The following is a 25,782-nucleotide window of genomic DNA, read 5'->3' as shown; positions in this document are numbered from 1 at the left end:
CCTCATTCATGGGCGTCGCCGATCTGGTAGCCCACACCGTGGACGGTGCGGACCACCGCTTTGGAGATCTTCCTGCGAAGGTGATGGACGTAGGTGTCGATGACGCCGGGCTGGTCAGTGGGCTGGAACAGGGATGTGATCAGTTCGTCGCGGGTAAAGACCCGTTCCGGCTCGCTGGCCAGCGCGGCCAGGAGTTCGGTCTCCTTCGCAGTGAGCGAAACCAGTGGCCCGTACACCGAGCGGATGGACCTGGAAGCGGTGTCCAGCTCCCAATCCCCGATGCCGAGTGATGTCCGGGGCAGGGTAAAGCTGCGGGTCAATGCGCGGAGCCGTGCGTTCAGTTCCGCGGCGTCGAACGGCTTGGTCATGTAGTCGTTGGCACCGGCGTCCAGCCCGTCGACTTTGTCCTGCGTGGAACCGAGGGCCGTCAAAATGAGGATCGGAACGGTGATGCCCTTCGAACGCAGGGCCTTTATGAGTTCGACGCCGTCCATGCCGGGCAGCCCGCGGTCGATGATCATCACATCCCACACTTCAGTCAGACCGGTGTGAAGGCCGTCCCTGCCATTGGCAACAAGGCGGATCCGGTAGTCGATGCCAAGGAGCTCGGCCACGAGCGGTCCCAGGACGGCGTCGTCTTCGACCAGAAGCAGGGAAGGGACATCCTCTGTTGAACTCATAATGGCTATTCTTCCGTGGCCGGTTCCCTCGCAGGCATTTCGTCCCCGGCTGCGTCTGGTTCCGTGGCCCGGGATTTGTGCCGCCGTTTGAGAAGTTCCACTCCCCACGGCACCACGGACAGAAGCACCATGGCAATGGCGATCACATCGATGTTCCGGGCAATGATTTCGAAGTGGCCGAGCCAGGAGCCCAACAGGGTCACGGAGGCGGCCCAGGCCAGCGCACCTATGATGTTCCACGCAGTGAAGGCCTTGTACCCGTAGCGGGCGATGCCGGCGGTCAGGGGTGCGTACGTGCGGACGATCGGAACGAACCTGGCCAGCACGATGGCCGGCCCACCGTGGCGGTCGAAGAATTCCTCAGTCCGGGTCAGGTGTGCAGTTTTCAGCACCCTGGCATCATCTGTGAACCACCGCCTGCCGAATCTGCGGCCCAGCAGGTAGCCCACTTGGTCACCGCCAACTGCCGCCGCCGTAACGACGCCGATCAGCACCGGCAGGGTGAGTTGCAGCTGTTGGTGCAGCAGCCCGGCGGTGAACAGCAGCGAGTCCCCGGGCAGGAAAGGGAACAGGACTCCGGATTCGACGAAGACCATCGCGGCGATCACGCCAATGGCCGCCGGTCCCATGCCTTGCAGCATGCTTGCCGGGTCAAAAAGGAAAAGAACGCCGGCTGAAGCGTCGAAGGCCGGGGAGCCAGTAAGTGCCTGAAGAATATTCACAGGGCCCTCCTCAGGACAGTTGCTGCGGGGTTGCTGTGTTGATGCGCAAAAGCTGAAACATCCGGCCAGCGAATCGGTTCCAGAGCCCCGTGAGTAGTATGAGGACGGCGCCGGCCGCGAGGAACGATGCAGCCACATCAGACGGGTAATGGACCCCGATATACACCCGCGACCACGCAACGACCAGGGCCAGGGCCACACCCAGGGCGGCCACCGTACGCGCCCAGCGTGTCCCGCGGGCCAGGGAATACAGGGCGAAAGCAAGGGTGATGGCGAACGAGACATGACCGCTCGGGAGGCTGTCGGAGCCGGTTTCGGGCGCCAGTGGGTCGAACAACATGCCGGGGTTGGGCCGGTCCCGCCGGACAAGGAGCTTGAAGAATTCGCTCGCCACCCAACCCGACGCCGCCAACACACCGAAGGTGGCCGCATCCACCAACGACCTGCGGACCAGGAGCACCGCCAGGGCGATCAGAACAATGGCAACCAGACCGAAAACAGGACCAAAGGCCACGTTCAGGACCATCGCTGCAACCGTCAGGACGGCGGCATGGTGCCGGCTGAGGTCCTGGTCAACGCCCAGTTCAACGGCGCTCTCCCCAGGAAGCGATTGCACGGTCAGACCCAGCGCGAGAACCGCGGCGGCCAGGAGGACTGCTGAAATGATCCAATGCCGAACCTGGGGAAGCTCCAGCAGACCACGACGGGCTGCCGCCTGGCCTGTGCCGGTTGTGTTTACCGGACGTGGTTCGTTTCGGACTCGGTGGACTTCGGTCAATGGGCCACTTCCCTTCTGGGCACGGCGGACGGTTGCCGCCAGGACAAGCTTCGCCTCCTGCCCTTAAGGAATCCGTAAGAAACCGGACCGGCCTGCCTTGCCGATGAGCGAACTGTCCGTAGACTCGGCCCATGTCGCGTCGTGGGGGAACGGGGCCGGGCCGCTGTACCGCGGGGCTGGCAGTGCTGAGTGTGTTGATGGCCGGCTGTGCGTACGAGGACGCCGCCAATCCCCCGCCAACAGCCGCTTCCGTTTTCAGCGGCCGTCCTGCGCCGTCCGTCCCGGCGAAGGGCCCGAAGATTCTGGACATCGAAACGCGAAATTACGCCGAGCTGAAGAAGCGTCTCTCGGTGGCGGCCGGGTCTGTGCTTCTTGACGAGTCCGGCCCGGCCGACGGACCTGGCGTGGGCTTCAGCAAGACCGCCACGGTCAAGGCTGCGGGTGCGCACACGGTCACGGCGGCTTGTGTGGGTCTCGACGACGTCCAGATTTCACTTTCCCAGGATCCGCGGACCGGTCCGGAGCTGCCGGCGCTCGTTCTGGACTGCTCAGGAGTGCTGTCCCAGGTGGTGGAACTCCAGCCCGGATATGTCGGAGTCCATCTGACGCGGCAGGACCCCGGCGGTCCCTGGACCGGGGCTGTGGCCGGGATACGCATCACGGTCGACTGAGGCCGGGCTGCCTGCGTCAGCGCTACATCCTGTTCTTGGTCCGGGCGGTGGCCGGGGCCGTCCAGGGGTCCTCCGGCCAGGGATGCTTCGGGTAGCGGCCGCGCATCTCAGCCCGCACCTGCGCGTAAGGTCCGGACCAGAACGACGCTAGGTCATCCGTCACCGCGAGGGGGCGCCGCGCCGGTGACAGGAGATGAAACAGCACCGGGACGCGTCCGCCCGCCAACCGCGGTGTTTCTGCCCAGCCGAAGCATTCCTGGAGCTTGACCGCCACCACCGGCCTGCCGTCGTCGTGCCCTGCGTCTGGATAATCGATCCTCACGCGCGAACCGCTCGGCACCTCCAGCGTCTCCGGCGCCAATTCCCCCAGCCGGGCGGCATCGGGCCACGGCAGGAGCCGCCGCAGCGGATCGGTGAGGTCGATGCCGGCTGTGGCCTTCCCGCCGGCGAGCGCCTCGAGTTCGGGCGCCAGCCAGACGTCAAGGCGGGCCAGCAGCGCTTGCTCGGAAACGTCCGGCCAGGGTGCGCCCAATTCCCGGTGCAGCAGCGCGAGGCGGCGGCGCAAGGCGTCCGCCGCCGTCGACCATCCGATGGTTCCCAGCCCTTCCTTCGCCAGCGCCCGGGCAACGGCTGCGCGGCCCTCGGCGGCTGACGGCCGAACCGGCGTCGAGGAAAGCGGGATCGCACCCAACCGGCGCTCGCGCCGGGCCTTGACCCGGCCCTGGTCGAATCCGGCCTCCACGGTTTCACTCATCAGGTGCCGGGCCGCAGCCTCCGCCGTGTCAGCCGACAGTGGAGCCGCGGAACGGATAACGGCCCCGGTACCCGCGGCATCGCGGCCTTCAGCACGTGACACCTCAGCGACCGCCAGCCACTCGTGTCCTGACAGCGGGCTGCCTGCCGGAAGGCCGGCCCGGGTTCCGGACGAGAGCAGATACCGCTCCCCCGCACCCGGGACGCGGCGCGCAACGCGGTCCGGGAAAGCGAGGCCGACGACGAACCCGACGGCCTCCGCGCCGGTCACCTGAGGCACGGCTTGGGATTTACCGACGGCGGCACCTTCGGTGCGGACGATCGCTTCCATCCGCCGGACGTCCTCCTTCCAGCGCCGGGCCGCCGGATCGCTGCCCGAACGCAGCATGGCCGGCAGCCGGGTCAGGTCAGCGCCCGGAGCGCGCTGGTCTCCGGCCACGACGGCGACGGTCTCAGCCGCAGCACGGTGGCCGGCGCTTGCGGCGCCCTCGAACAGGGCGCGGGCCAGGCGCGGGTCGGCGGGAACCCGCGCCAAAATCTTGCCCAGCTCCGTCGCGAGACCGTCAGGACCTACGGCACCCAGCTCGCGGAGGACCTCAACCGCTTCCTCCATGGCCGCCACGGGCGGGGCGTCAGGGAGGGCCAGGCCGCGCCCGCCGGGTGATCCCCAGCAAGCCAGGACCAGGGCTGCTCCGGTCAGGTCTGCCACCGCGATCTCCGGGACCTGGTGGGCAGGGGCTGCTCCGAACGTCTTCTGGTCATAGCACCGGACCACCTGGCCGGGGCCCTGGCGTGCTGCGCGTCCGGCTCGCTGCACGGCAGAGGCGCGGGAGCAGGACACGGTTACCAGCCCGGACATACCGCGGTTCGTGTCGCGCCGGGGCTCGCGGGACAGTCCGGAATCAATGACCAGCCGGACTCCCGGGACGGTCAGGGAAGATTCGGCCAGCGCCGTGGAGACGATGATCCTGGCCCGCCCGCCGGGTTCCCGCCCCGACACTGCACGGTCCTGTTCTGCCGGGCTTGCCTGGCCGTGGAGCTCCAGCACCTCGGCATCCGCCCGGCTGCGGAGGCGGGCGGCGACATACGAAACTTCCCATGCGCCGGGCACAAATACCAGGGCGTCCACGTCTGCGTCCGCCACGAGGGCCTCGGCATGTGATGCCGCCGCGGTGTCCGCCACGTGGTCCAGGAACGCCCGGGTCACTCCACGCGTATCCAGCCGCGCGACGGCAGCCGGAGCCCAGCTGGTTTCCAGGGGAAACAGCGCGGAAGGACAGTCGACCACGCGGGCCGGGCCGCCGTCGTCGTTCCCGCCGTTTCCCGCCCCGAGCAGGGCAGCGAAGCGCGGCGCATCCAGGGTGGCGGACATGGCCACCAGCATGAGGTCGCCGCGCAGCTCACGGACCTCGGCGAGCATGCCCACGAGCAGGTCGGTCTCCAGCCCGCGCTCGTGCACCTCATCGAGGATCACGGCGTCCACTGTCTCCAGTCCCGGGTCTGACAGCAACCGCTGCAGCAGGATGCCCGGCGTGACGAACTCGATCAGGGTGCCCGCCCCGCAAACCCGTTCGCCGCGTACCGTGTAGCCGATGCGGTCCCCGAGCCGGCTGCCATCCAGGGCCGCCAACCGTCGTGCCGCCGACCGTGCTGCGACACGGCGCGGCTGGGTCACCACCACGCGCGGGCTCCGGGCATTCCGTCCGGCGGCGGCCGGTGCGGGAACGGACCCGGCGGAAGCGATGTTGGCGAGCAACGGCGGAACGAGGGTGGTCTTGCCCGTTCCGGGAGGTGCCTGGACCACGGCAGTCCCGCCCGGTCCTCCGGAACGCAGGGCGTCCGCCAGCTCCCCCAGCGACGCGGCAAAGGCCAGGCCCGCGCCGATGGCGTCCACAGCGAAGGGCGGGTTGGGTCCGGCGGCTGGCGGGAGGAGCGGAGAAGTCACGCCTCCATTGTGCCCACTCTCGCGGCCGGGATTGTCCCAATCGAAAACAGGAAGCGTCAGCCTGCCGGTGCGCTGACCGCAATGAACGCGCCCTGCGGGTCGCCGATCACGGCGTTGCGAAACCCCGGCGTGGTCATCGGCGGCAGCAGGATGGTGCCGCCCAGGGCGGCGGCGTGCTCAGCCAGGGCGTCCGCGTCGCTGACGGCGAAATTGACGCTCCAGTGCGGAGGGACTGCCACGCCGTCGGTGGCCGTCACGACGGCAACGACGTCACCCGAAAGGCGCCAGAGCGCGAAGCCGGCGTCCGGCACGGAATCGAGTTCCCAGCCGAACATGGTGCCGTAGAACGACGCTGCTGCTTCAATATCCGTCGTGTGCAGCGAACTCATCGCCCAGGAGTCCGGGACATCGGCCAGCACGGCTTCGTCGCCCCGGCCGCTTTCCTCAAGGATGAATGGAACCCCGGTGGAGTCGGCCACCACGGCAAGGGCGGCTCCCGAGCCAGCGCCAAACGGCCCGGCCAGGAGCCTGCCGCCGGCTTGTTCAGCGCGGACGAGGCTCAGCCCGATGTCTTCGACGCGGATGTGGGTGTTCCACGACGGCCGGGACGACGCCGGAGCCTGGCCGATTCCGGCCACCGGCTGCCCGCCGAGACGGGCAGTGAAGTAGTCGCCGTCGAGCCCGGACGGCATCGGCGCTGGATCGTCGAAACTCCAGCCGAAGAGCGGACCGTAAAAGTCCATGGCGGCGTGGGGATCGGGCTGGAATGTGTCCACCCGGCACGGGGCACCGGCGGAACGTGTGTTGCGGGCTGTCATTGATGCGCCTTCCCGTTGTGGTTAGCGGATGATGGTTAGGGGCTCTGTTCGTGCGGCACACGACGTTCGTTCGAGGGTAGTCCCGGTTCCGCCGGCGCGGTTGTTCCTGCCGGTATCATCACACCAATCAACGCCGTAGGGCACCGCCTCCACCGCAGCAGGTCCGGCAGCTGCAGTCGCCGGGACAACAAACGTATAAGTGAAGGCGCCTCCGTCTGTCATGGGGGCCGTGGTGTTGATGACCTTTATGCCGGCCGCATCCGTGAGGGTGACCTGGATGCGGGCGTCCTTGCCGTACCGGGGATTGCAGTCAGCATCCGGCGCCTGGACCGTCACCGGGTCGCCCGCCCTGGCACTGGGCGGGGCCACCGAATAGGCGGGCGGAAGGCAGGGCGGTTCTCCGTTCCTGGGGGAAACCCCACAAGCAGACAACGACGCGGACACAATGATCGCACCCAGGCCGGCGCAAGCCGAAACACGCCTGCCCATGCGGTACGGCACTGCCGCCTCCCCTTCAGGTTCTCGCGTCCGGCTGTGGCTGTCCCGGAGCCGGAACGACGTCGAGGAGCCTATGGTAGACCGGCTTCCTCAGGCACGCCTCCGTTCGTTGCCTGGTCCGGGGCTAGGATCTCGATATGGGGCGTACAGAGGATTTGTTCGAGGGTGCGGCCACCGGCTTGCCCGAACCGGTCTCACGCGCCGGAGCCCTGTATGCGCAGGGGCCAGTCCGTGATGCCGAGGTCCGGCATCTGGCAGGTTACTCCGCGTTCATCGGGTTCTGCGCCGACCATGGCGTGAAGGCGGAGGAGCTCGCCGTGGACCCTGCGAGGCTCATGTGGTTCCTGCACCAATGGGCTGCCGAGATTGATAGCGACAGCGCCATGAGTGCCGCGGCGGCCGTGTTCGCCGGAAACACCATCGCGCGGCTCAGGCCGGATGCGCGGTGGACTGCGTACCAAAGCGGGTCTCCGCTCGTGGGCAACCGGCAGAGGCAGTTCGACGTCGGTCGCCTGCTCGTGGCGTTGCGAAGCGCCGACGCCGAGTCCGTTCGCGGCCTCGTGTCGGCGTTGTCGGACTGGGCTGGGGAAGAGGTGGAATCATCTTCCGTCCCACCCCTGCCGGTCCCGCCGTCCGCAGGCCAGCCGCCCTATGTCCGGCCGCTTCTGCCGACGACGGCATATTACTCACCGGACGGTGCACTGATCCCCTACGGCCGGCAATGGGGCGCCGAGGGTCCTGCCCCGGAGTCTTACAGCGTCGACAGCCATCCCGAGCGCTTCGCGGGTCTACACGCCGTCGCGGCGGCCCTGATCGATCACCTGTCTGCCGTCTACGACGTCGAGGTCGACAGGGATCCCGTAAACTCCGGGGACGTGTTCATGAAGGCCCGGGAGACGCTGCAGGCTGTCAGGGTCACCCCGCGCAGGGCCGATGCAGCACCGCTGACGTTTCTGTTCACCGGATATCCGGGCGTTCTGATCCACGCCGGCGTGATGCATGACTTCCCGTTTCCGGTGTGCGGCTGCGATGCCTGCGATGAAACGGCCGGGTCCGCGGCTGACCGGATGGAGATGTTGGTGCTCACCGTGGCGGCGGGAGGCTATCGCGAACGCTATCCGGTGGGCGGCCGGAAATGGAGCGAGTACGCGCTGACCGCGGTGGACGGCTCCGGGTCTGAAAGCGGGAGCGGTGAACCCGCTCCGGTCGACGCCGTGCGCCTCCAGGACGCGGAAGACCGGTTGCGTGAAGTGTCCGGCGGCTGGCGTCCGTGGCCGTTGCGGCCGGACCAGCTTTAGCGACGATGCCCCACCTCGTTGTGCCAGTATCGACCGTCCTCGCTCCCGGTGCGCACAACGATGTCGGGTTGCAGAGGGGCGGGCCACAACTCCAGGAGATAGAAATCGACGAGGTCTTCGGAGAACTCGCCGTCACTTCCCTGATCTCGCCCCCTCGTGCTGACGCGCAATCTATGACTGCCGGAGGGGACGCCGCTTAGCGTTCCGCCGCTCTCGCCCGCCCAGGAGCTCCACCGCATCGAATGGTCAGCCGGAAGAAAGAATGACACCTCGACGACGTCCTCCCATGCGGCATCCTCTCCCGCGGGCGGCTCATCCAACAGCACGACGCGAACCGACGATCCCCCTGACCTGCGGGATAGGTTGATGTACACGCCATCCGAGTCGGACGCGCCGACCAGGCCGTTGACCTGACCGTCGAAGAAGCGGTCAAAGTCTCCATCAAAGCCACCCTCTTCGGTCCAGACGAGGTCACGCTGTCCGTAGTCGGTGTCGATTACCTGGTCTAGGAGGACTCGTTTCACAGCCATAGAGTACGGCCACGCAGGAACGGCGTGGTCCGCGACACACACGCACGCTGACGAAGTTGGATGAGGCGGTTCAGGGTGCCGCGTTGGTAACGGATGTTTCAATGGCAGTCCAGCCGATGGCCGTTCCTGCCGGTATTGATCCTTGAGGCTCAGTAAGGATTGCCCGTTCACCGATCAGGTGCCCTGTTGCGGCGTCGATAATGATCTCCTGACGCGTCTTGGACGGGCCCTCCTCGGTTCGTCCGATGGCTATGCCGGTGCGGCCGTCCAGATTTGCCTGGTTTTCTGTGATGGTCACGCCAGGGATCATGGCCGCGGCCCTATAGAGGGCGGCCCGCAGGTCGGCCGGCACAACACCTGTTCTGAGGAGGTCAGCTATGAACACCAGGGCTTCGCCGTCGACGGACTGGCCTTTCCCCAGAGTTTGTTTGTAGATGCTGTTCAGCAACCGGTAGGGATCGCGGGGAAGGGCGGACATGTCCGTATGAACCCACCCGCCGGGGCTGCCATAGAAGGATCCGTTGGGTGCGCGCAGCAGCTCAGGAAATGGCTGGTAGCCGTTCTTTTCGACGTACTCCTTGGACTTGGCGTCAAAGAATGTCGTGGGTACTCGTCCTGAGCGTAGCCAGACCCACTCATCAGAGCGATCAGCCGGAATATACAAATCGAGTTTTTCCGTGTCCAGCCACTCGTAGGTGGAACCATCTGCCTCGGTTGAGGCGCTGCTCCAGACATTGGTGCTTTTGACCCTCAAATACTGGCCCGGGTTCACGACTGGATCAGCCGTCATGATCGCCGTCTCCGCCGCATTGTTGAGGACTTCTGCGGCCTGCGCGGTTGCTCCACCACGCCAGCCGGCGAGTCCGACGACGTCTCCCGCAATCAGTGCCGCGACCGCGGCGGCAGCCGCTGTTACGAGCCATACTCGCGTTCGACGGGGACGGCGGAGCAGGTTCGGTTTCCGCCGCGCCTCCTGGACGAGGAGATTCTGGACGCGGTTCTTCGTGTCTTTCGGGTAGGTCACTTCAGACAGGTTCATGGGAGCCTCGCTTCAACGATTGTCGTGTCGAGTTGTTCGTTGGGCACTAGGTCCCGGTTCATGGCGGCCAGCTTGGCCCGTGCGCGGTGCAGTCTCGATTTCACGGTCCCGGTCCGTACACCGAGGGTCTTGGCGGCTTCTTCCTGGCCGATTCCGTTCATCAGGCACAGGACAACGACGTCCCGTTCGCCGTCGTTCAGTCCAGCGGTCGTGTCAAGCAATTCGCGGACGGCGCGTTCAGCATCGAGCCGCGAGGCGACCGCTTCCGCATGGTCCGCTTCATGTTGGCCGTGCCGGGGATCGGAGTGCGGCAGCCTGGCCAGGAAATCAGCGTGCCGCCGGGATCCCCTGGCGCGGTTGCGGTTCGCGTTCGTGGCCACCCCGAGCAGCCACGGAAGGACCGTGTCCTTCTCCGGCCTGAGCCTGTCCCGCTGCCGCCACGCCTCCAAAAAAGTGATCGAGACGAGTTCCTCTGCATCATGCCAGGATCCGCACCGGGACAGGCAGTAGCGGAAGACCGCATCGGCATGCCTGTCGAACAGAGCCCCGAAGGCATCAGCGTTGCCTGTGATGCAGTCACGCCACAGGTCTTCGTCGGTTTCCCCCATTAGCCTCATGCCTTGTAGTGTCCGCAGGACCCGAAAAGGTTCCCGATCCAATGACCACGAGCGTAGTCTTTCGAGATGACGGACCCCGGCGACTCCGACGAACCTCTGCAACAACTTCCGGCAGGCCTTCCTCGCCGATACGCCGAATACAAACCGGCACCGGCCGAGCCAGCTATTCCTCCCACCAACGTTGGTGGTTACGACGATCTACTGGCTCTCTTCCGTTCTCTCGGGAAACAGCTCCCACGCTCCAAAGAGGGCCTCGCCGCCGTCGACCACCTCATGGATGGCCACACTGACCGAGCTGCTCTGGCAAAGCTGGTCCGCGCCATTGGCATGTTCTATGGTGACCTTCTCACGCACACTGTTCCAGGCGCGCATTGGGAAGTGGTTGTGGAGGGGGACCCGTGCGTCCGCGTCACCCGGGGCACCGCCGTTTCGGTGGTTTACGTCGCCGAAAGGCGCCTAACCGTGGGGATACCAACTCTCCAGCAAAACTATGCGCACGTGTTGGAAATCGTGGCGTTAGAGGCCTAACCGAAGACTGCCCGGTGAGGGGTCGTGCGCTCAATCGCGACAACAGTGGAAGTTGAGACCACTCAGTCGAGGTCAGGTGAAAGCTTCGACCTGCCCTTCCATTACTTACCTGAAGGTGCCTATTGCACTTCAAAGTGCATCATCCGGCGCCGGAATTGTTCCCGTTCGGGGGCGGTTGCCCATAACGGAGGGCGCCCGAATGGGGCGTCCGGTAACCAAGGTAATCAAGGAGAATCTCATGTCCATTGTCATTGCAGGAGCCACCGGCCAGCTGGGGCGCCTTGTCGTCAGGGAATTGCTGGGACGCGGCGTACCGGCAGAGCAGATCGTGGCCGCGGGGCGTTCCGCTCAGCAGCTGGCGGAACTGGCGGCTTACGGCGTCAGGACAGCGACAGTGGATTACGACGATCCGGCCACCGTTGACGCCGCCCTCGACGAAGGCGACACCCTCCTTCTCATTTCCGGCAGCGATATCCAGAACCGGTCAACCCAGCACGAAACCGTCATCGGCGCGGCTGTCCGGGCCAAGGTTGCCCACATTCTGTACACCAGCGTCCTGGCCGCTGACACCACCGAGCTCGTTCTGGCCCCTGACCACGCGAAGGCCGAGGAGGCCATCCGCGCCAGCGGCCTTCCGTTCACCTTCCTGCGCAACGGCTGGTACACGGAGAACTACGCCGCGGCCTTGCTCACGGCCCGCGAGACCGGCACGCTGCTGGCCAGCGCAGGCGAGGGACGCGTTGCCAGCGCCACCCGGGCGGACTACGCCGCAGCCATCGCCGCAGTCCTGACCACGCCCGGTCACGAAGGCCGCGTGTATGAATTGTCCGGCGACTACGCCTGGACGTTTGGGGAACTGGCGTCTGCGTTCTCGACGGTCCTGGAGCGCAACGTCAGCTACCTGCCCGTGAGTTCAGCAGAGCACGTCAGCGCCCTGGAGGCCGCCGGCCTTGACCCTGCCACGGCCGGATTCCTCGCAGCCCTGGACGGCAATATCCGGGAGGGAGCACTTGCCCTGACCACCGGAGATCTCGCACGGCTGGCCGGGCGGCCCACCACTCCCCTGGTCGACGGCCTGCGCCCACTGGCGGGCTGAGCCCGTCGGCGGGCGGGCAGGCGGATAATGGCATTCACAGCCAGCTGTTAGCGCGGTCAGGAGGGGGCCGGAATGTACCCGGTTGCACGCATCACGGTGGAGGCGCCGGTGGTCAGCGTCGGTTCCGGCCCCTCGGACTACGAGGGACTCGGCCGCTATGTCCGCGCCCTGCGCCGGCCGCGGGGCCTGCACATGACCCTGCTGCACCTCGGAGTGCTCGATGACTTCTGCCAGGATGTCTCGGAGTGGACCAGGGGTATCACCAGCGCGTCGGCCGCCGCCCGCAGCACGGTTGCCTGGCTGCACGGCCTGCCTGTGCTGGAAGGTTTTTCGTGCAGCACCGAACGGCTGATCGTGCTGGGCGGCGGCAGCGTGTCATGTCTTGAAGTCGACGTCCCGGAGCGGGTCCACGACTACCAGGTTTCACTCGTCCAGGCCCTCCATGACCTGCTGGACGGGCTGCTGGTGGACAACGTCGATGACTTCATCCTCAGCTCCCGCGCCCTCGGCTTCCGGTCTCCGCACTGGACACCGCACGTTGCCGTCGGCAGCCCGAGGGCGCGGAGCGGCAGGTCGTGGGAAGTCGAACCGCTGGCGCTCCAGTTCGGCGAGTCACGGATCAGGAACCGTCAGCTGCTCCCCGTCGTGGGGCAGTAGCGGGGCGACCTTCAATAGCTAGAACGACGGAACAGTAATCCCGAGGCCCAGCAGGCCGCGGCCCGCCTGCTCAAGGATCGGGTCCAGGGTCAACGTCGGATGGTTGAGCAGAACGTCGACGTCGCGCTGGATCCGCTGGAGCGGATTTGAAAGTCGGTGCGCGCTTCCACCCGATCCCGCCATGATGACGCGAACCGCTTCGGCAGACGCCGTCCCGCTGAGGCCGAGCGAGAGGCGGTAGGCTGCCCGCTCGTGGTCCGTCATGGTCATGGGCCGTCGCTGATACGAGGCAGTGACCACCCGGATCGCTTCCTCCCACTGCAGGCGGGCCGTGGCAACGAGCCCGTAGGCGTGCGAGAACCGGGCCTGCGCGAGGGGGGAATCCGCCTGACGGTCCTCCAGCGTGTTCTTGACCCTGCGTACCAGAACCCGCTCACGGAACATTTCGACGGCGTGCTCGGCAGCTCCCAGGGCGGCGGCCGGCGCCACTAGGTTCAGAAGCGTCGCCATGGGGGTGTGGATGATCGGGTCCGGATGGATCCGGCTGCCCGGATTGTCCGCCGCACCCAGGAGGGCCCAGTCAAGCGTCCGGTAGGCCGGCACGAAAAGCTCCTCTGCCCGGACGTCGTTGCTGCCGGTTCCCCTCAACCCTGCCGTGTGCCACACGTCAAGCAGTTCGACGTCGGAAATCGGCACGAGGCACTGCAGGCGGACGTCCCCGTGCTGCACAGCCAGGAGGACCCACTCCGAGTGCATGACTCCCGAGGCAAAGGTCCAACGGCCCGAGATGGAGTAGCCCCCGGGAACTTTGGTGGCCTGCCCCACCGGAGCGCCGGTCGCGGCAGCCAGAGGCTCCGCTCCGTCGGCGAAGACCTCGTCCTGAACCTTGCGGGGCCAGCGGGCGAGCATCCAGACGTGCTCAATCAGGTGCCCCACCGTCCATGCCGTGGAGGGGCATCCACGCCCGAGCCGGCGCACAACCTCGACGTACGTCTCCACTCCCATGCCGAATCCCCCGACAGCCTTCGGCGAGAGCACGCGGAAGACGCCAGCCTCCCTCAAATCCTCCATCGTGGATTCAGGTATGCGGCGGATTCGCTCGGTTTCCTCAGCGCGCTCCCGCAGGCGGGGAATCAGCGCATCAACACGGGCCAGCATTTCGTCGTGGCTGGGAACGGCTGGCTGCGCGAGGTCGAGGGTGTGCGCGGTGTGGTCCCGTTTGGCGGCCAGATACGCGTGATTGGCCGGTGAAAGGTGGACCTCGGTGGGAACCTGCTCAGTAACGCCGATGCCCAGGGCGGTGAGCTGTGCGGCCTTGTCCGGGTTGTTCGTGAGCAAACGGACGGTGGTGGCGCCGAGGGCACCCAGCATCTGGGCGGCAGCGGTGTAGTCGCGCTCGTCCTCGCCGTGCCCCAGCGCCACGTTGGCTTCGTAAGTGTCCAGGCCGGTATCCTGCAGGGCGTAGGCGTCAAGCTTGGAGTACAGGCCGATGCCGCGCCCTTCCTGACGGAGGTACAGGAGGAACCCGCCGGTGGCGCTGATCTTTTCCACCGCCTCCCGCAGCTGCGGACCGCAGTCACAGCGCTGGCTGCCGAACACGTCACCGGTCAGGCATTCGCTGTGCAGCCGGACCAGCGGCCCCGCATCCGGCAACGCCGGGTCCAGCTTTTCCGGATCCAGCAGCGCCTGCTCCCACGCGCCCAGGGCCAGCAGCAGGTGTTCCTTGCCGTCGGCCAGCCCGTGGAACGTCAGTACCTCGGCCGTGGCCGTGTAGCCATCGGGAAAGCGCAACGGGACTGTGACCCTGCTGCGCACGGCAGCCGCGGATGGTGCCGTATCCGCCGGCATGAGGGTCTCGGACACAATGGTCATCTGGTGCCTCAGCATTCGATAAGGGTACAAATTACTTGAAGGTTGAAGTTAACCGTACAGGCGGTTAGTTGAACCTGCAAGTGTCGCACCCTGGCCGAAGCCATCCTGCCACGCCTTGCTGCGGGGGCGATTTAGGAGTTCTTCAGCAGCGCCACATCGGAGACGAGGTCGATGTGCTCGAGCATAGCGCTGGAAGCCGCGGCGGAGTCCTGGGCTCTGATGGCGTCGGCAATCTTGCGGTGCGACGCGAGGGACTGCTCCGGGCGGCCAGGTTGCCCGAGCGACTCGAGCCGCGTTTCGAGCACCATTCCGGCGATGAAGGTCATCAACTGCCCCAGCACTGCGGAGTGCGCGGCGGCCGTCACGGCCTGGTGGAAGAGCTCGTCGCCGTGCGCACCCCGTCCACCCGAGGCAACCTCCTCGGCCATGACGTCGAGCGCCTTGTCGATGGCCTTCATGTCGGCGTCGCTGCGCCTGGCCGCTGCCAGTTCGGCCAGCTTGACCTCGAGCGTGCTTCGCGCCTCCACGATCTCGGGCAGCCGGTTACGGTGTTCGCGCAGCCCCTTGATGACGGACGGGACGTTGGGGCGGTAGACCAGCACCGCCCCGGTGCCGTGCTGGACATCGATTACTCCGAGCACCTCAAGCGCCACCAGGGCCTGCGCCAGCGTTGCGCGGGATACCCCCAGCCGCTCGGCCAGTTCGCGCTCTGCGGGAAGGGTGTCACCCGGGCCCAGCTGGGCCGCCTCAATGAAGTCCATGAGTTGCTCCACGAGCTGCTCATAGAGCCTGGGCCGCGAAACGCGGGAAATCTGTTGCGCTGCCGCCTGCTTTGCCATCTGCGTCCTTTCGGCATGGTCCTCAACCCCAAGAGTACCGGAGAACTATTGACAGAGACACCTGGTGTCTAGGAGGCTAGGCCACTAAGCCAATTAAATCCCCAACGAACGATCCGGAGGAACAACGATGTCCGCTCCTGTCCTGTCCATCATCATCCTGGCGGTGATGTTCCTGCTAGCCACGGTGCTCCCGCTCAACATGGGCGCCCTGGCGTTTGTCGGGGCATTCCTGCTGGGCTCGGTTGTCCTGGGGATGTCCACCAACGACATCCTCGCCAACTTTCCAGGAGGGCTTTTCCTGACCATCGTCGGGGTCACCTACCTGTTCGCCATCGCGCAGAACAACGGCACCATCGATCTCATGGTCCGGGGCGCCGTACGGCTGGTTGGCAGCAAGGTGGCCCTGATCCCGTGGATCATGTTCGCCATCACCGCCGTCATCACGGCCGTGGGCGCACTCTCGCCCGCCGCCGTCGCCATCATCGCCCCGATCGCGCTCAGCTTCGCGGCCAAGCACAAGATCAACCCGCTCATGATGGGCATGATGGTGATCCACGGGGCACAGGCCGGCGGCTTCTCCCCCATCGCCGTCTACGGTGTCACTGTCAACGGCATCATTGCCAAGACGGAACTGGAAGCCAGCCCCATGGCAATCTTCCTGGCGAGCTTCGTCTTCAACCTGGCTATTGCACTGGTGCTGTTCATCGTTCTCGGCGGAAACAAGATCGGGTCCTCTGCAGGAAGCCGGTTCGTGGAGCAGGCTGCCGAAAAGCGCATGGCCATGAGCGTGGGAGCCCGGACCGCCGGCGTGACCCTGCAGGGCTCGGGCACCGACATTTCCTCCGCCCGCGTCGCCTCCAAGGGCACATCAGGCAGCACGCCGGAAGGCAGCAAAGACGGTTCGCCCGGGGCCGGTGCAGAGCTGGCCGGCACTCCCCGCGCCTCCATCCCGCAGCTGGTCACCATTCTTGGCCTGATCGCCTTGGCCGTGATTTCGCTGGGGTTCAAGGTGGACGTCGGCTTCGTCTCCATCACCATCGCCATGGTCCTGGCCCTGGTCTCTCCGGCCGCCCAGAAAGGCGCCGTCAACAAGATCAGCTGGTCCACTGTCCTGCTCCTCTGCGGCATGCTCACCTTCGTGGGGGTCCTGGAGGAAGCCGGCACCATCAAATTCGTGTCCGACGGCGTGGCCCAGCTGGGCATGCCGCTGCTTGCGGCCCTGCTGATCTGCTACATCGGCGCCGTGGTCTCGGCCTTCGCCTCGTCCACCGCCATCCTGGCGGCCCTCATTCCCCTCGCAGTGCCGTTCCTGGCTTCCGGGGAGATCGGCGCCGTCGGGGTCATTGCCGCCCTCGCCGTGGCCTCCACGATCGTTGACGTCTCCCCGTTCTCCACGAACGGCGCACTGGTGCTGGCCAACGCGCCCGAAGACGTGGACAAGGACAAGTTCTACAAGCAGATCCTGGCCTACAGCGGGATCGTCGTCGTGGCGGGACCCGCCATCGCCTGGCTGGTGATGGTGGTCCCGGGCTGGCTGTAATCGCCCGGACATCCAGCAGGCCTCAACCCAGATATCCATGAGCAACAGAAGGAACCCCATGCAGAGCACTGAATCCACGCCCCGGACCGACGGGCCCCTGGCGGGCTACCTCGTGGTGGACCTGAGCCGAGCCTTGGCGGGCCCGCACGCAGGCATGATGCTGGCTGACCTCGGCGCCCGGGTCATCAAGGTGGAAAACCCCGGCACCGGAGATGACACCCGCGGCTGGGGTCCCCCCTTTGTAGGTCCCGACGACGACCCGCAGGCGACGTACTTCCTGTCCTGCAACCGCAACAAGGAGTCCATCGCCCTGGACCTGAAGAACGACGACGGGCGGACAGTGCTGCGCGAACTGCTGGAACGCGCCGACGTCGTCATCGAGAACTTCCGCCCCGGCGTGCTGGACCGGCTGGGCTTCTCCGCCGCGGAAATGCACGCCCTGAACCCGGCACTGGTGATCCTGTCCATCACCGGCTTCGGGCATGACGGGCCGGAATCCCGGCGCAGCGGCTACGACCAGATCCTGCAGGGCGAGACCGGGCTGATGTCCCTCACCGGCTCCGGACCGGACGACCCCCAGCGGGTGGGCGTTCCGATCGCTGATCTCCTGTCCGGCATGTACGGCGCGTTCGGCACCCTGGCCGCCTTGCTGCAGCGCGAACGGACCGGGCAGGGACAGATCGTGCGCACCTCACTGCTCGCGGCCCTTATCGGGGTGCACGCCTTCCAAGGCACCAGGGCTACAGTCGCCGGTGAAATTCCGAAGGCCCAGGGCAACCACCACCCCTCCATCGCCCCCTACGGACTGTTCCACTGCCGGCAGGGCCGCGTCCAGATCAGCGTGGGCAGCGAAAAGCTGTGGAACACGTTCGCTTCCACCTTCGGAATCGACGGCTCGCGGCCCGAGTTCGCCAGCAACGCGGACCGGGTGCGCAACCGCGAGAAGGTCATCGAGGAAGTGGAGAACGCGTTCTCCGATTACGGGGCCGAGGAGCTGCTCAGCAAACTCAACGACGCCGGCATCCCGGCCGGCAAGGTCCGCACCCTGGACGAGGTCTACGCCTGGGAGCAGGTCCATTCGCAGGGTCTGGTGATCGACGTCGAGCACAAGCTCCTGGGCACCGTAAGCCTGCCCGGTCCGCCGCTGCGGTTCTTCAGCGCTGCCGACACCGCTGAAACGACCCTCACTACCCACACGGCCCCGCCGCTGCTCGACCAGGACGGCGATCAGATCCGGCAGTGGCTGGGACTGGCCGCCGGCGCGAAGCAGGAGGGGCGGTGACCATGCTGACAGAACAGAAAGCCAGGCACCTGGACGCCGCCGGACTCATCGCGGCCGTGCTGGACGCGGGTTCCTACCGGAGCTGGGACGCGCCGGTTGTTGACCCCGATCCCGGCCCCGAGTACCGGGAGGAACTGGCAGCTGCCCGCGCCAAGACAGGCGTGGACGAGTCTGTCCTCACCGGCGAAGGCCGCATCCGGGGCCGGCGCGTAGCCGTGATCGTCAGCGAGTTCCGATTCCTCGCCGGTTCCATCGGCCTCGCCGCCGCTGAACGCATCGTCACCGCCGTCGAACGGGCCACGCGTGAGGGACTGCCGCTTCTGGCGGGACCTGCGTCCGGCGGCACGCGCATGCAGGAAGGCACCATCGCCTTCCTGTCCATGGTGAAAATCAGCGCGGCCGTCCGCGCCCACCGCCAGGCCGGGCTGCCCTACCTCGTGTACCTGCGGCACCCAACCACGGGAGGGGTCATGGCGTCCTGGGGATCGCTCGGCCACATTACCGTGGCCGAGCCCGGGGCCCTGCTCGGCTTCCTCGGGCCGCGGGTCTATGAGGCCCTCTACGGTGCGCCGTTTCCGGAGAACGTCCAGGTGGCCGAGAACCTGTTCGACAAGGGCCTGGTCGATGCGGTGGTCCCGCCCTGGCAACTGTCCGACGTCGTGGACCGCGCCCTGAGCATGGTGGTCCCGGGCGCGCACCCGCGGCCTGCGCCGCCCCGCACGCTCGCCGTCAAAGCGTCCGACGCCGGTGCCTGGGAATCGATCGAAATCTCCCGGAACCCGCGCCGCCCGGACCTCCGCCAGTTGCTCGCCTACGGCGCCCGCGATGTGCTGCCCCTCAACGGCACCGGGCAGGGGGAAAAGGACCCCGGGCTGCAGCTTGCCCTGGCGCGATTCGGCCAGGAATCCTGCGTGGTCATCGGCCACACCCGGCCCAGGCCCTCCCGGCAGACGGCGATGGGACCGGCGTCGCTCCGGGAAGCCCGCCGCGGCATGCGCCTGGCCGAGGAACTGGGGCTGCCGCTGTTGACAGTCATTGACACAGGCGGCGCGGCGCTGTCGAAGGAGGCCGAGGAAGGCGGGCTGGCCGGGGAGATTGCCCGGTCACTGCATGACATGATCGGGCTGAACTCCCCCACCGTTTCAGTCCTGCTCGGCCAAGGGGCGGGAGGCGGGGCGTTGGCACTTCTGCCCGCAGACCGCACCATCGCCGCCCAGCACGCGTGGCTGTCCCCGCTGCCGCCCGAAGGCGCCAGCGCCATCGTCCATCGGAGCACCGATTTCGCCCCGGCCATGTCCGCAGCGCAGGGCGTCAACGTTGCAGCCCTCTACACCAACGCCCTGGTGGAACACATCGTGGACGAACGCGGCAACGCAGCACACGGGGACGCGGCCTCGGAAGCACGAGCATTCTGCCAGCGCATGGGACAGGCCATCGAATACGAGCTCGCCACCTTGTCGGCCACCGGGATCGGCGAGCTGCTGACGCGGCGGCAGGCAAAGTACCGGAACCTGGGCAGCATCATCGCCGGGTGATTCCCGACCGGTGGAAATCGGTCTGCCACACATCGATGTCCCGTCCGTCTCCGTCGGTGACGACGTATTCGGGCCAGCGGTCGAAGGCGGAGCAGGGATGGGAGATGCCGAAGTCCACCAGGTCTGTGACGTCCAGGCCCGTCACGCCAGTGAGGACTGCGTGGTGGTCGTAGAGGTTGCGCACCACAGCGGTTGCCCCGTCCTTCGGGGCACCGTCAGCGGTTTGGACAGCCAGGACCACCGGCAGCCCGGCGTCGTACGGCAGGTCCCGTTTGCCGGACCCGACGACGGCGATCCCCTCCTCGGGGGTGGAGAGCACCACGGCGCGGACGGTCAGCGCGGGCATCAGTCCCGGCACCGGGCTGACACCGGCGTAGGTGCCGTGATCGTGGGTGACGTAGCAGCCCGACCGGAGGATCCGCCTTGTTCCGGGCACCTGGCCGGCGTCCGGGAGGAATTCCACCACACGGTCCGGAAATGCCGATCCACCCATGGAGTAGACGGGGGCGGACGTTTCGAAGAACGGGGCGACTTCCAGGAACACCTGCCGTACGAGCCGGCAGTGCCGGTCAACCGCCGTGACGGTGTCCTCCGCACGACTGTTGGGCACCACGCCCTCGTAGCCGGCCACTCCAACGAGCCTCAGGCCGGCCGCGGCGCGGACCAGCCCGGCGAGGCGGACAGCCTCCTGAAGGGTGCGGACCCCCGTGCGCCCGCCGGGAGTCCCGACGTCGAGCATCACCTCCAACGGAACGCCGCCATCGGCGGTGAACACCTGTGCCGCGGCGTTGATGCCCGCCTCGGAGTCCACGAAGCAGCGGATCTCACGCGCGGAATCCTCGTCCAGCCAGGTCCGGATGCGTGTGAGGCCGTCCCGGTCGACCACCTCATTGGCGATGAGGACATGTTGGTGCCCCCAGCCCAGGGCGGCAGCCACCTGGTCCACGGTGGCAACCGTAACGCCGACTGCTCCGGCCGCCACCTGGCGGCTGATGATCGGCGCGGACATGGTTGTCTTGACGTGCGGTGCAAGATCGACCTGGTGTTCCCGGCACCAGGACGCCATGACACGGATATTGTTTTCGAGGGCACCGGCATTGAGCCTGAGCTGGGGATAGGGCATGGTCGATTGTCACGGGCGTAGGCTGTCAGGACCAAATTCGCGAAAGGGCCGGAGTGGACACACGAAAGCTGAAGTATTTCCTGGCCGTTGTTGACCATGATGGTTTCAACCGGGCCGCAGAGCACCTCCTGATCGCCCAGCCCTCGCTGTCCCAGACCATCGCGGGACTGGAGAAGGACCTCGGCGTGCCGCTCTTCCACCGGATCGGCCGCAGGGCGGTGCTCAGCGAGGCGGGCAAGGAACTTGTCGGACCGGCACGCCTGGTAATGCGGGACCTCGATGCCGCCCAGTCCGCGGTGCAAGCGTTGCGGGGCGTGCGCAGCGGCAGGCTGGACATCATCACCATGCCCTCCCCCGGCATCGAACCCCTGACCTCGATGATCGCCGGCTTTACCCGGCTGCACCCCTCCGTCCGGCTCAACGTCAGCGCCGCGTTCACACCCGAGGAAGTCATCGAATCGATCCGAACCGGCAGCACCGAAATCGGACTGGCCGGTTCCTCAACGCCCATCCGGGTCCCGGGGGTGCAGGTCCTGGAGCTCGAACGCCAGCCCCTGATCCTGATCGTGAACCCGCAGGCCGACACGTTCAACCCGGGAACGGCGATCCAGCGGGAGGACCTGGGCGGGCACCGCCTGATCGCCAGCCAGCGCGGATCGCTGATGCGCTGGCTGGTGGACGACGCGCTGGCGCACGGCGTTAACGTGGAGATCGTCGTCGAGGTGGCCCACCGGACCTCGATCCTGCCGCTGGTACTTGCCGGAGTGGGCCATGCAGTGATGCCCTCGTCCTGGGCGCCGACGGCCCACAAGGCCGGGCTGCGGACCCTGCTCATCGAACCTGTCTCCCACCTCGATGTTGCCATCCTGAGCCGGAAGGAAGACCTGACGCCGGCCGCCCGCGCCTTCCTGAAGGTCGCGGAACTGCACGCCGATCAATAGGCTGAGCCTATTTGCCGTATCGAATCTTGGTCTTGGACGCCCAATGTGCCCAGGCCTTCTACTTGAAGAGGAAGGCAGTGTGACGCTGCTAACAGACTCAACGAGGAGGTAGGCACATGAGCGCCACCCAGAAATTCAGCATCGCTTCAATCCCCGCAGACGGAGTCGGCAAGGAAGTTGTCTCCGCCGGCCGCCGCGTCCTGGACGCCCTGGCAGCCAACTCCAACGGCAAGTTCGCCTTCGAATGGACCGAGTTCCCCTGGGGCTGCGGCTACTACGAAAAGACCGGCCAGATGATGGACCCCAAAGGCCTGGAAGCCCTCAAGGACTTCGATGCCATCTACTTCGGCGCCGTGGGTTGGGAGAACGTTCCGGACCACATCAGCCTCTGGGGCCTGCGCCTGAACATCACCCAGAACTTTGACCAGTGGGCCAACATCCGCCCGGTGAAGTTCCTGCCTGGCATCCAGTCCCCGCTCCGCAAGGCCGACAACACCGAACTCGACTGGATCGTCGTCCGCGAGAACAGCGAAGGCGAATACGCCGGCCTCGGCGGACGCAACCTCAGCGGCCGCGGCCCCGGCAACGAGGTGGCCCTGCAGACTGCCCTGTTCACCGAAAAGGGCTGCGAGCGCATTATGCGCTTCGCCTTCGACCTTGCCCGGACCCGCACGGTCAAGAAGGTCTCCTCTGTAACCAAGTCCAATGCACAGCAGTACGGCATGGTCCTCTGGGACGAAACCTTCCAGCGCGTGGCCCTGGACTACCCGGACGTGGCCACCGAAAGCGTCCTGGTCGATGCCATGAGCGCCAAGTTCATCCTGCACCCCGAGGACCTCTCCGTCGTGGTCGCATCGAACCTGAACGCTGATATCCTCTCGGATCTCGGCTCGGCACTCGCGGGCAGCCTGGGACTGGCGGCCAGCGCGAACCTGAACCCGGAGCGCCGCTTCCCGTCCATGTTCGAACCGGTCCACGGTTCCGCACCGGACATCGCCGGCAAGGGCATCAGCAACCCGATCGGCGCAATTGCCAGCGCCGCCCTGATGCTGGACCACTTCGGCCTGCATGAGGAAGCCCGTCTGGTCGAAGCCGCCATTGAGCAGACCACGGCCGCCGGACACCTGACCCGCGACGTCGGCGGCGACGCCAACACCGACGACGTCACCGAGGCAATCATCGAAGCCCTCACCCACACCCTGGCTGCCGTCTAGCCAGAACGCGCGACCAGCCGGCCCAGTCCCGGCGGTCAAACACGGCCCGGAATGGACGGCGGTTCAACACACCGCCGCCGTCCATTCCGTCGTGCCCCCCAACATCAAGCACCCTCCAGCTACATTCCACAACGAGGTAGGAATCATGGAACACATCACCACCGCCGGCGCTGCGGCCCCAGCCAAGAAGCAGCCAGCGAAGGAAAAGCCACAAAAGACCCGCTGGTACCGGCAGCTGTACTTCTGGGTACTGACAGCCATCCTCATCGGCATCCTCGTCGGCTGGCTCGCACCCACCGTCGGCATCGCCATGGAACCCATCGGCACCACCTTCGTGAACTCGATGAAGATGCTCATCGGCCCGATCGTGTTCCTGACCATCGTTGGCGGCATCGCCAGCGTCGCGGACCTCAAAAAAGTCGGCATGACAGGGCTGAAGGCCCTCACGTACTTCCAGGTCGGCACCATCTTCGCGATGATCTTCGGCCTGGTCGCCATCAACATCTTCCGGCTCGGCGACGGCGTCAACGCGGACGCCAGCAGCATCAAGACCTCGGACTCCGCAGCCAAACTCATCGACGCCGGCGCACACCAGGAATGGTGGCAGTTCCTCACCCACATCATTCCCAACAGCATCGTCGGGCCCTTCGTTGAAGGCGACATCCTCCAGATCATCTTCATCGCCGTCGTCTTCGGCATCGCCCTGAACGCCATGGGCAAGGTCGGCGCCCCCGTCCTGGACGGCGTGCAGCGCCTGACCGGGGTCATGTTCAAGATCCTGGGCTTCATCATGAAAGCCGCCCCGATCGGAGCCTTCGGTGCGATGGCCTACGCCGTGGGCAAGTACGGCGTCTCCTCCCTGACCAGCATGGGCGGCCTGATCGCCCTCTTCTACGTCACGTCCATCCTCTTCGTGGTCGTGATCCTGGGATCCGTCATGGCCTTCCTGAAGCTGAACATCTTCACGATGATCCGCCACCTCAAAGAGGAATACATGCTCATCCTGGGCACCTCCACCGCCGAACCGGCCCTCCCGGGACTGATGCGCAAGCTCGAGCACGCCGGCGTCAAGAAGGAAACGGTCGGGCTGGTTGTCCCCACCGGCTACAGCTTCAACCTCGACGGCGCCGCGATCTACCTCTCCCTCGCCGCCCTCTACATCGCCCAGGCCACCAACACCGACCTGACCATCGGCCAGCAGCTCGGGCTCCTAGCGGTCATGCTGCTGACCTCCAAGGGCGCGGCAGGCGTCGCCGGTGGCGGCTTCATCGCCCTGACCGCCACCCTCACCACCATCGGCACCATCCCGGCGGCCGGCATCATGCTCATCTTCGGCATCGACAAATTCATGTCCGAATGCCGGGCCCTGGTGAACTTCACCGGCAACGCCGTCGCCACCCTCTTCATCGCCTGGTGGGACCGTACCCTGGATGCGGACCGCGCCCGCCGGGTCTTCGCCGGCGAAACCGTTGAGCCTATGCCCGCCGAGGACCCCATCCACCTCGACGAAGTCACGGACCTCGACGACGACCTCACCGAATACGGCCACCATGCGCCCAGGCACACTGGCGACGTGAACGCCGCCGACGTGAATGCTGCCGACCGCCGTCCCGCCTACTCGGAATCCATCTGACATGACCAACGCAACCGCCCCGAAGACCGTGCGAACGCTTATCGCTCCCGACAAGTTCAAAGGCAGCCTCACTGCCGGCGAGGTGGCCGACGCCCTGGCGGCCGGGCTGCGTGCCTCGGCCGGGGCGGGGGTCGGGACGGTCCACTGCGAACTGCTCCCGCTGGCTGACGGAGGTGACGGCAGTGTCGACGCCGCCGTCGCCTCCGGCTTCACCCGGCGCCAGTACACGGTGGCGGGGCCCACCGGCCAGCACGTTCCGGCCAGCATCGCGTTCGACGGCGTCACCGCCGTCGTCGAGGTCGCAAACACCTGCGGCCTCGGGCTCCTGCCCGGCGGCAGGCTGGAGCCGCAGGATGCTTCCAGCAGGGGCTTCGGCGAAGCAATCCTGTTTGCCCTCAGCCTGAACCCGGCCAGAATCGTGCTGGCCCTTGGCGGGAGCGCCAGCACCGACGGCGGCATGGGAATGCTCACTGCCCTCGGATTCAGCTTCCGTGACGCGGAGGGCCGGCTGCTTTACGGCAGCGGCCGTGCGCTGGACCGCATCCATTCCATCCACCGGACTGCACTCCCCGAACTGGCGGACACCGAGCTCATCGTCGCCAGCGATGTCCACAATCCGCTGCTCGGCGCCCAGGGCGCGCCGGCAGTCTTCGGCCCCCAGAAGGGTGCCGGACCTGACGACGTCGCTTCGCTCGACAAGGGCCTGGCGCACTTCGTCCGCAAGATGGCCGACGCCGGATTCGAGGACGCCGCGTCCCAGGCCACGCATGAAGGGGCCGGAAGTGCCGGAGGAATCGGCTACGCCTGCCTGCTGCTGGGAGCCAAGCAGGTGTCCGGGGCGGACTACTTCCTGGATCTGCTGGACTTCAACTCCCGCAAGGAGCACTGCGACGTCGTCATCACCGGCGAGGGAAGCATCGACGAACAGACCCTGGCCGGGAAGCTGCCCGCCGCCGTCGCCCGCCGCTCGGGAACCCGGCCGATCATCGCCGTCGCAGGACGCTCGCTCCTCCCGCCGGAGCGGTGGCCGGAAATGGCCCTGGCCCGGGTCTACACGCTGGCCGACTACACCGACCAGGACTCTTCGAAGGACCCCGGGCTTTCGGCAGCGCTGCTCCGCCGGATCGGACAGGACATCGGCGCGACGCTGCTGTAACGCCGTTCCGACCGGTG

Annotated in this window: 24 protein-coding genes; 12 read left to right on the top strand and 12 right to left on the bottom strand. The window is 66.6% G+C overall.

The genetic code is table 11. The annotated features are described in order from the left end of the window. Nucleotides 1–2 precede the first annotated feature (2 nt). The 3 genes from ACSQ1X_RS10185 to ACSQ1X_RS10175 are packed head-to-tail and all read right to left on the bottom strand — an operon-like array spanning nucleotide 3 to nucleotide 2,018. Entirely contained in the window at nucleotides 3–680 is a 678-nt protein-coding gene (locus ACSQ1X_RS10185) for a response regulator transcription factor (RefSeq protein WP_436057589.1), read from the bottom strand. Nucleotides 681–685: 5 nt separating this feature from the next. Further along, complete coding sequence (locus tag ACSQ1X_RS10180; RefSeq protein WP_436057588.1) at nucleotides 686–1,402, bottom strand: DedA family protein; 717 nt, start codon at nucleotides 1,400–1,402, stop codon at nucleotides 686–688. 10 nt (nucleotides 1,403–1,412) lie between these two features. Further along, nucleotides 1,413–2,018: a phosphatase PAP2 family protein gene (locus ACSQ1X_RS10175; RefSeq protein ID WP_269319482.1), complete on the bottom strand. Its 606-nt coding sequence runs from the start codon at nucleotides 2,016–2,018 to the stop codon at nucleotides 1,413–1,415. 293 nt (nucleotides 2,019–2,311) lie between these two features. On the opposite strand from ACSQ1X_RS10175, the gene ACSQ1X_RS10170 reads away from it, so the two are divergent. Next, entirely contained in the window at nucleotides 2,312–2,851 is a 540-nt protein-coding gene (locus ACSQ1X_RS10170; RefSeq protein ID WP_436057587.1) for a hypothetical protein, read from the top strand. A gap of 22 nt (nucleotides 2,852–2,873) precedes the next feature. Here the strand turns inward: ACSQ1X_RS10170 and hrpB are convergent, their stop codons facing one another. The 3 genes from hrpB to ACSQ1X_RS10155 are packed head-to-tail and all read right to left on the bottom strand — an operon-like array spanning nucleotide 2,874 to nucleotide 6,736. Further along, nucleotides 2,874–5,549, bottom strand: a complete 2,676-nt coding sequence (gene hrpB / locus ACSQ1X_RS10165; protein ID WP_436057586.1) for an ATP-dependent helicase HrpB — start codon at nucleotides 5,547–5,549, stop codon at nucleotides 2,874–2,876. Nucleotides 5,550–5,605: 56 nt separating this feature from the next. Then, the gene (locus ACSQ1X_RS10160; RefSeq protein WP_436057585.1) at nucleotides 5,606–6,367 is read right to left on the bottom strand and encodes a VOC family protein; all 762 of its coding nucleotides are present in this window, start codon (nucleotides 6,365–6,367) and stop codon (nucleotides 5,606–5,608) included. Between the two features lie 21 nt (nucleotides 6,368–6,388). Further along, a complete protein-coding gene (locus ACSQ1X_RS10155) occupies nucleotides 6,389–6,736 on the bottom strand; it encodes a hypothetical protein (RefSeq protein WP_436057584.1) in 348 nt (115 codons plus the stop codon). A gap of 266 nt (nucleotides 6,737–7,002) precedes the next feature. Here ACSQ1X_RS10155 and ACSQ1X_RS10150 point away from each other — a divergent pair, with 266 nt between their 5' ends. Then, complete coding sequence (locus tag ACSQ1X_RS10150; protein WP_436057583.1) at nucleotides 7,003–8,163, top strand: DUF6226 family protein; 1,161 nt, start codon at nucleotides 7,003–7,005, stop codon at nucleotides 8,161–8,163. On the opposite strand, the gene ACSQ1X_RS10145 is transcribed toward ACSQ1X_RS10150, so the two are convergent. The 3 genes from ACSQ1X_RS10145 to ACSQ1X_RS10135 form a co-directional block, all read right to left on the bottom strand. Next, on the bottom strand, nucleotides 8,160–8,687 hold the full coding sequence (locus ACSQ1X_RS10145) for a hypothetical protein (protein WP_436057582.1): 528 nt from the start codon (nucleotides 8,685–8,687) through the stop codon (nucleotides 8,160–8,162). The genes ACSQ1X_RS10150 and ACSQ1X_RS10145 overlap by 4 nt on opposite strands. A gap of 76 nt (nucleotides 8,688–8,763) precedes the next feature. Beyond that, a complete protein-coding gene (locus tag ACSQ1X_RS10140) occupies nucleotides 8,764–9,732 on the bottom strand; it encodes a CU044_5270 family protein (protein ID WP_436057581.1) in 969 nt (322 codons plus the stop codon). Further along, nucleotides 9,729–10,340, bottom strand: a complete 612-nt coding sequence (locus tag ACSQ1X_RS10135; RefSeq protein ID WP_436057580.1) for an RNA polymerase sigma factor — start codon at nucleotides 10,338–10,340, stop codon at nucleotides 9,729–9,731. The genes ACSQ1X_RS10140 and ACSQ1X_RS10135 overlap by 4 nt, the downstream gene beginning before the upstream one ends. 75 nt (nucleotides 10,341–10,415) lie before the next feature. Between ACSQ1X_RS10135 and ACSQ1X_RS10130 the strand changes: the two genes are divergently transcribed. The 3 genes from ACSQ1X_RS10130 (at nucleotide 10,416) to ACSQ1X_RS10120 (ending at nucleotide 12,630) form a co-directional block, all read left to right on the top strand. Beyond that, a complete protein-coding gene (locus tag ACSQ1X_RS10130) occupies nucleotides 10,416–10,877 on the top strand; it encodes a DUF6278 family protein (protein WP_436057579.1) in 462 nt (153 codons plus the stop codon). 238 nt (nucleotides 10,878–11,115) lie between these two features. Next, complete coding sequence (locus ACSQ1X_RS10125) at nucleotides 11,116–11,973, top strand: SDR family oxidoreductase (RefSeq protein ID WP_436057578.1); 858 nt, start codon at nucleotides 11,116–11,118, stop codon at nucleotides 11,971–11,973. Nucleotides 11,974–12,045: 72 nt separating this feature from the next. Next, entirely contained in the window at nucleotides 12,046–12,630 is a 585-nt protein-coding gene (locus ACSQ1X_RS10120) for a hypothetical protein (protein ID WP_055806088.1), read from the top strand. Nucleotides 12,631–12,648: 18 nt separating this feature from the next. Here the strand turns inward: ACSQ1X_RS10120 and ribA are convergent, their stop codons facing one another. Both ribA and ACSQ1X_RS10110 read right to left on the bottom strand, forming a co-directional pair. After that, the gene (ribA, locus tag ACSQ1X_RS10115) at nucleotides 12,649–14,517 is read right to left on the bottom strand and encodes a GTP cyclohydrolase II RibA (RefSeq protein WP_436057577.1); all 1,869 of its coding nucleotides are present in this window, start codon (nucleotides 14,515–14,517) and stop codon (nucleotides 12,649–12,651) included. A 116-nt stretch (nucleotides 14,518–14,633) separates the two neighbouring features. Next, nucleotides 14,634–15,341 (bottom strand): FadR/GntR family transcriptional regulator, encoded by a 708-nt coding sequence (locus ACSQ1X_RS10110; protein WP_436057576.1) that lies wholly within the window; start codon nucleotides 15,339–15,341, stop codon nucleotides 14,634–14,636. Between the two features lie 127 nt (nucleotides 15,342–15,468). Here ACSQ1X_RS10110 and ACSQ1X_RS10105 point away from each other — a divergent pair, with 127 nt between their 5' ends. From ACSQ1X_RS10105 to ACSQ1X_RS10095, 3 genes are read left to right on the top strand one after another with little or no spacing between them, the layout of a single operon-like run. Continuing rightward, nucleotides 15,469–16,881, top strand: a complete 1,413-nt coding sequence (locus ACSQ1X_RS10105) for an SLC13 family permease (RefSeq protein WP_436057575.1) — start codon at nucleotides 15,469–15,471, stop codon at nucleotides 16,879–16,881. Nucleotides 16,882–16,939: 58 nt separating this feature from the next. After that, the gene (locus tag ACSQ1X_RS10100) at nucleotides 16,940–18,163 is read left to right on the top strand and encodes a CaiB/BaiF CoA transferase family protein (RefSeq protein WP_436057574.1); all 1,224 of its coding nucleotides are present in this window, start codon (nucleotides 16,940–16,942) and stop codon (nucleotides 18,161–18,163) included. 2 nt (nucleotides 18,164–18,165) lie between these two features. Continuing rightward, nucleotides 18,166–19,698, top strand: coding sequence for a carboxyl transferase domain-containing protein (locus ACSQ1X_RS10095; RefSeq protein ID WP_436059320.1), 1,533 nt, complete (start codon nucleotides 18,166–18,168; stop codon nucleotides 19,696–19,698). Here ACSQ1X_RS10095 and ACSQ1X_RS10090 read toward each other — a convergent pair. Next, the gene (locus tag ACSQ1X_RS10090; RefSeq protein WP_436057573.1) at nucleotides 19,685–20,821 is read right to left on the bottom strand and encodes an alanine racemase; all 1,137 of its coding nucleotides are present in this window, start codon (nucleotides 20,819–20,821) and stop codon (nucleotides 19,685–19,687) included. The two genes, ACSQ1X_RS10095 and ACSQ1X_RS10090, sit on opposite strands and share 14 nt — an antisense overlap. 53 nt (nucleotides 20,822–20,874) lie before the next feature. On the opposite strand from ACSQ1X_RS10090, the gene ACSQ1X_RS10085 reads away from it, so the two are divergent. From ACSQ1X_RS10085 to ACSQ1X_RS10070, 4 genes are all read left to right on the top strand, one after another. Further along, entirely contained in the window at nucleotides 20,875–21,762 is an 888-nt protein-coding gene (locus ACSQ1X_RS10085; protein WP_436057572.1) for a LysR family transcriptional regulator, read from the top strand. A 116-nt stretch (nucleotides 21,763–21,878) separates the two neighbouring features. After that, complete coding sequence (locus ACSQ1X_RS10080) at nucleotides 21,879–22,976, top strand: tartrate dehydrogenase (RefSeq protein WP_436057571.1); 1,098 nt, start codon at nucleotides 21,879–21,881, stop codon at nucleotides 22,974–22,976. A gap of 145 nt (nucleotides 22,977–23,121) precedes the next feature. Beyond that, the gene (gene dctA, locus ACSQ1X_RS10075) at nucleotides 23,122–24,609 is read left to right on the top strand and encodes a C4-dicarboxylate transporter DctA (RefSeq protein WP_436057570.1); all 1,488 of its coding nucleotides are present in this window, start codon (nucleotides 23,122–23,124) and stop codon (nucleotides 24,607–24,609) included. A 1-nt stretch (nucleotide 24,610) separates the two neighbouring features. Beyond that, entirely contained in the window at nucleotides 24,611–25,765 is a 1,155-nt protein-coding gene (locus tag ACSQ1X_RS10070; protein ID WP_436057569.1) for a glycerate kinase, read from the top strand. Nucleotides 25,766–25,782 lie beyond the last annotated feature (17 nt).

It is taken from the genome of Arthrobacter sp. LjRoot78 (assembly GCF_964254335.1).
In the GTDB taxonomy this organism is placed as follows: Bacteria; Actinomycetota; Actinomycetes; order Actinomycetales; family Micrococcaceae; genus Arthrobacter.
Note: the sequence above shows the minus strand (reverse complement) of the source record. Positions and strands in the feature narration are given on the sequence as shown.

What these genes read in the sequence shown, in the direction of transcription:
- ACSQ1X_RS10090 (WP_436057573.1), bottom strand. Translation starts at nt 20,821, where the DNA reads ATGCCCTATCCCCAGCTCAGGCTCAATGCCGGTGCCCTCGAAAACAAT.
- ACSQ1X_RS10100 (WP_436057574.1), top strand. Translation starts at nt 16,940, where the DNA reads ATGCAGAGCACTGAATCCACGCCCCGGACCGACGGGCCCCTGGCGGGC.
- ACSQ1X_RS10095 (WP_436059320.1), top strand. Translation starts at nt 18,166, where the DNA reads ATGCTGACAGAACAGAAAGCCAGGCACCTGGACGCCGCCGGACTCATC.
- ACSQ1X_RS10135 (WP_436057580.1), bottom strand. Translation starts at nt 10,340, where the DNA reads ATGGGGGAAACCGACGAAGACCTGTGGCGTGACTGCATCACAGGCAAC.
- ACSQ1X_RS10070 (WP_436057569.1), top strand. Translation starts at nt 24,611, where the DNA reads ATGACCAACGCAACCGCCCCGAAGACCGTGCGAACGCTTATCGCTCCC.
- ACSQ1X_RS10080 (WP_436057571.1), top strand. Translation starts at nt 21,879, where the DNA reads ATGAGCGCCACCCAGAAATTCAGCATCGCTTCAATCCCCGCAGACGGA.
- ACSQ1X_RS10170 (WP_436057587.1), top strand. Translation starts at nt 2,312, where the DNA reads ATGTCGCGTCGTGGGGGAACGGGGCCGGGCCGCTGTACCGCGGGGCTG.
- ACSQ1X_RS10130 (WP_436057579.1), top strand. Translation starts at nt 10,416, where the DNA reads ATGACGGACCCCGGCGACTCCGACGAACCTCTGCAACAACTTCCGGCA.
- ACSQ1X_RS10185 (WP_436057589.1), bottom strand. Translation starts at nt 680, where the DNA reads ATGAGTTCAACAGAGGATGTCCCTTCCCTGCTTCTGGTCGAAGACGAC.
- ACSQ1X_RS10125 (WP_436057578.1), top strand. Translation starts at nt 11,116, where the DNA reads ATGTCCATTGTCATTGCAGGAGCCACCGGCCAGCTGGGGCGCCTTGTC.
- ACSQ1X_RS10105 (WP_436057575.1), top strand. Translation starts at nt 15,469, where the DNA reads ATGTCCGCTCCTGTCCTGTCCATCATCATCCTGGCGGTGATGTTCCTG.
- ACSQ1X_RS10110 (WP_436057576.1), bottom strand. Translation starts at nt 15,341, where the DNA reads ATGGCAAAGCAGGCGGCAGCGCAACAGATTTCCCGCGTTTCGCGGCCC.
- ribA (WP_436057577.1), bottom strand. Translation starts at nt 14,517, where the DNA reads ATGCTGAGGCACCAGATGACCATTGTGTCCGAGACCCTCATGCCGGCG.
- ACSQ1X_RS10150 (WP_436057583.1), top strand. Translation starts at nt 7,003, where the DNA reads ATGGGGCGTACAGAGGATTTGTTCGAGGGTGCGGCCACCGGCTTGCCC.
- ACSQ1X_RS10120 (WP_055806088.1), top strand. Translation starts at nt 12,046, where the DNA reads ATGTACCCGGTTGCACGCATCACGGTGGAGGCGCCGGTGGTCAGCGTC.
- ACSQ1X_RS10160 (WP_436057585.1), bottom strand. Translation starts at nt 6,367, where the DNA reads ATGACAGCCCGCAACACACGTTCCGCCGGTGCCCCGTGCCGGGTGGAC.
- dctA (WP_436057570.1), top strand. Translation starts at nt 23,122, where the DNA reads ATGGAACACATCACCACCGCCGGCGCTGCGGCCCCAGCCAAGAAGCAG.
- ACSQ1X_RS10140 (WP_436057581.1), bottom strand. Translation starts at nt 9,732, where the DNA reads ATGAACCTGTCTGAAGTGACCTACCCGAAAGACACGAAGAACCGCGTC.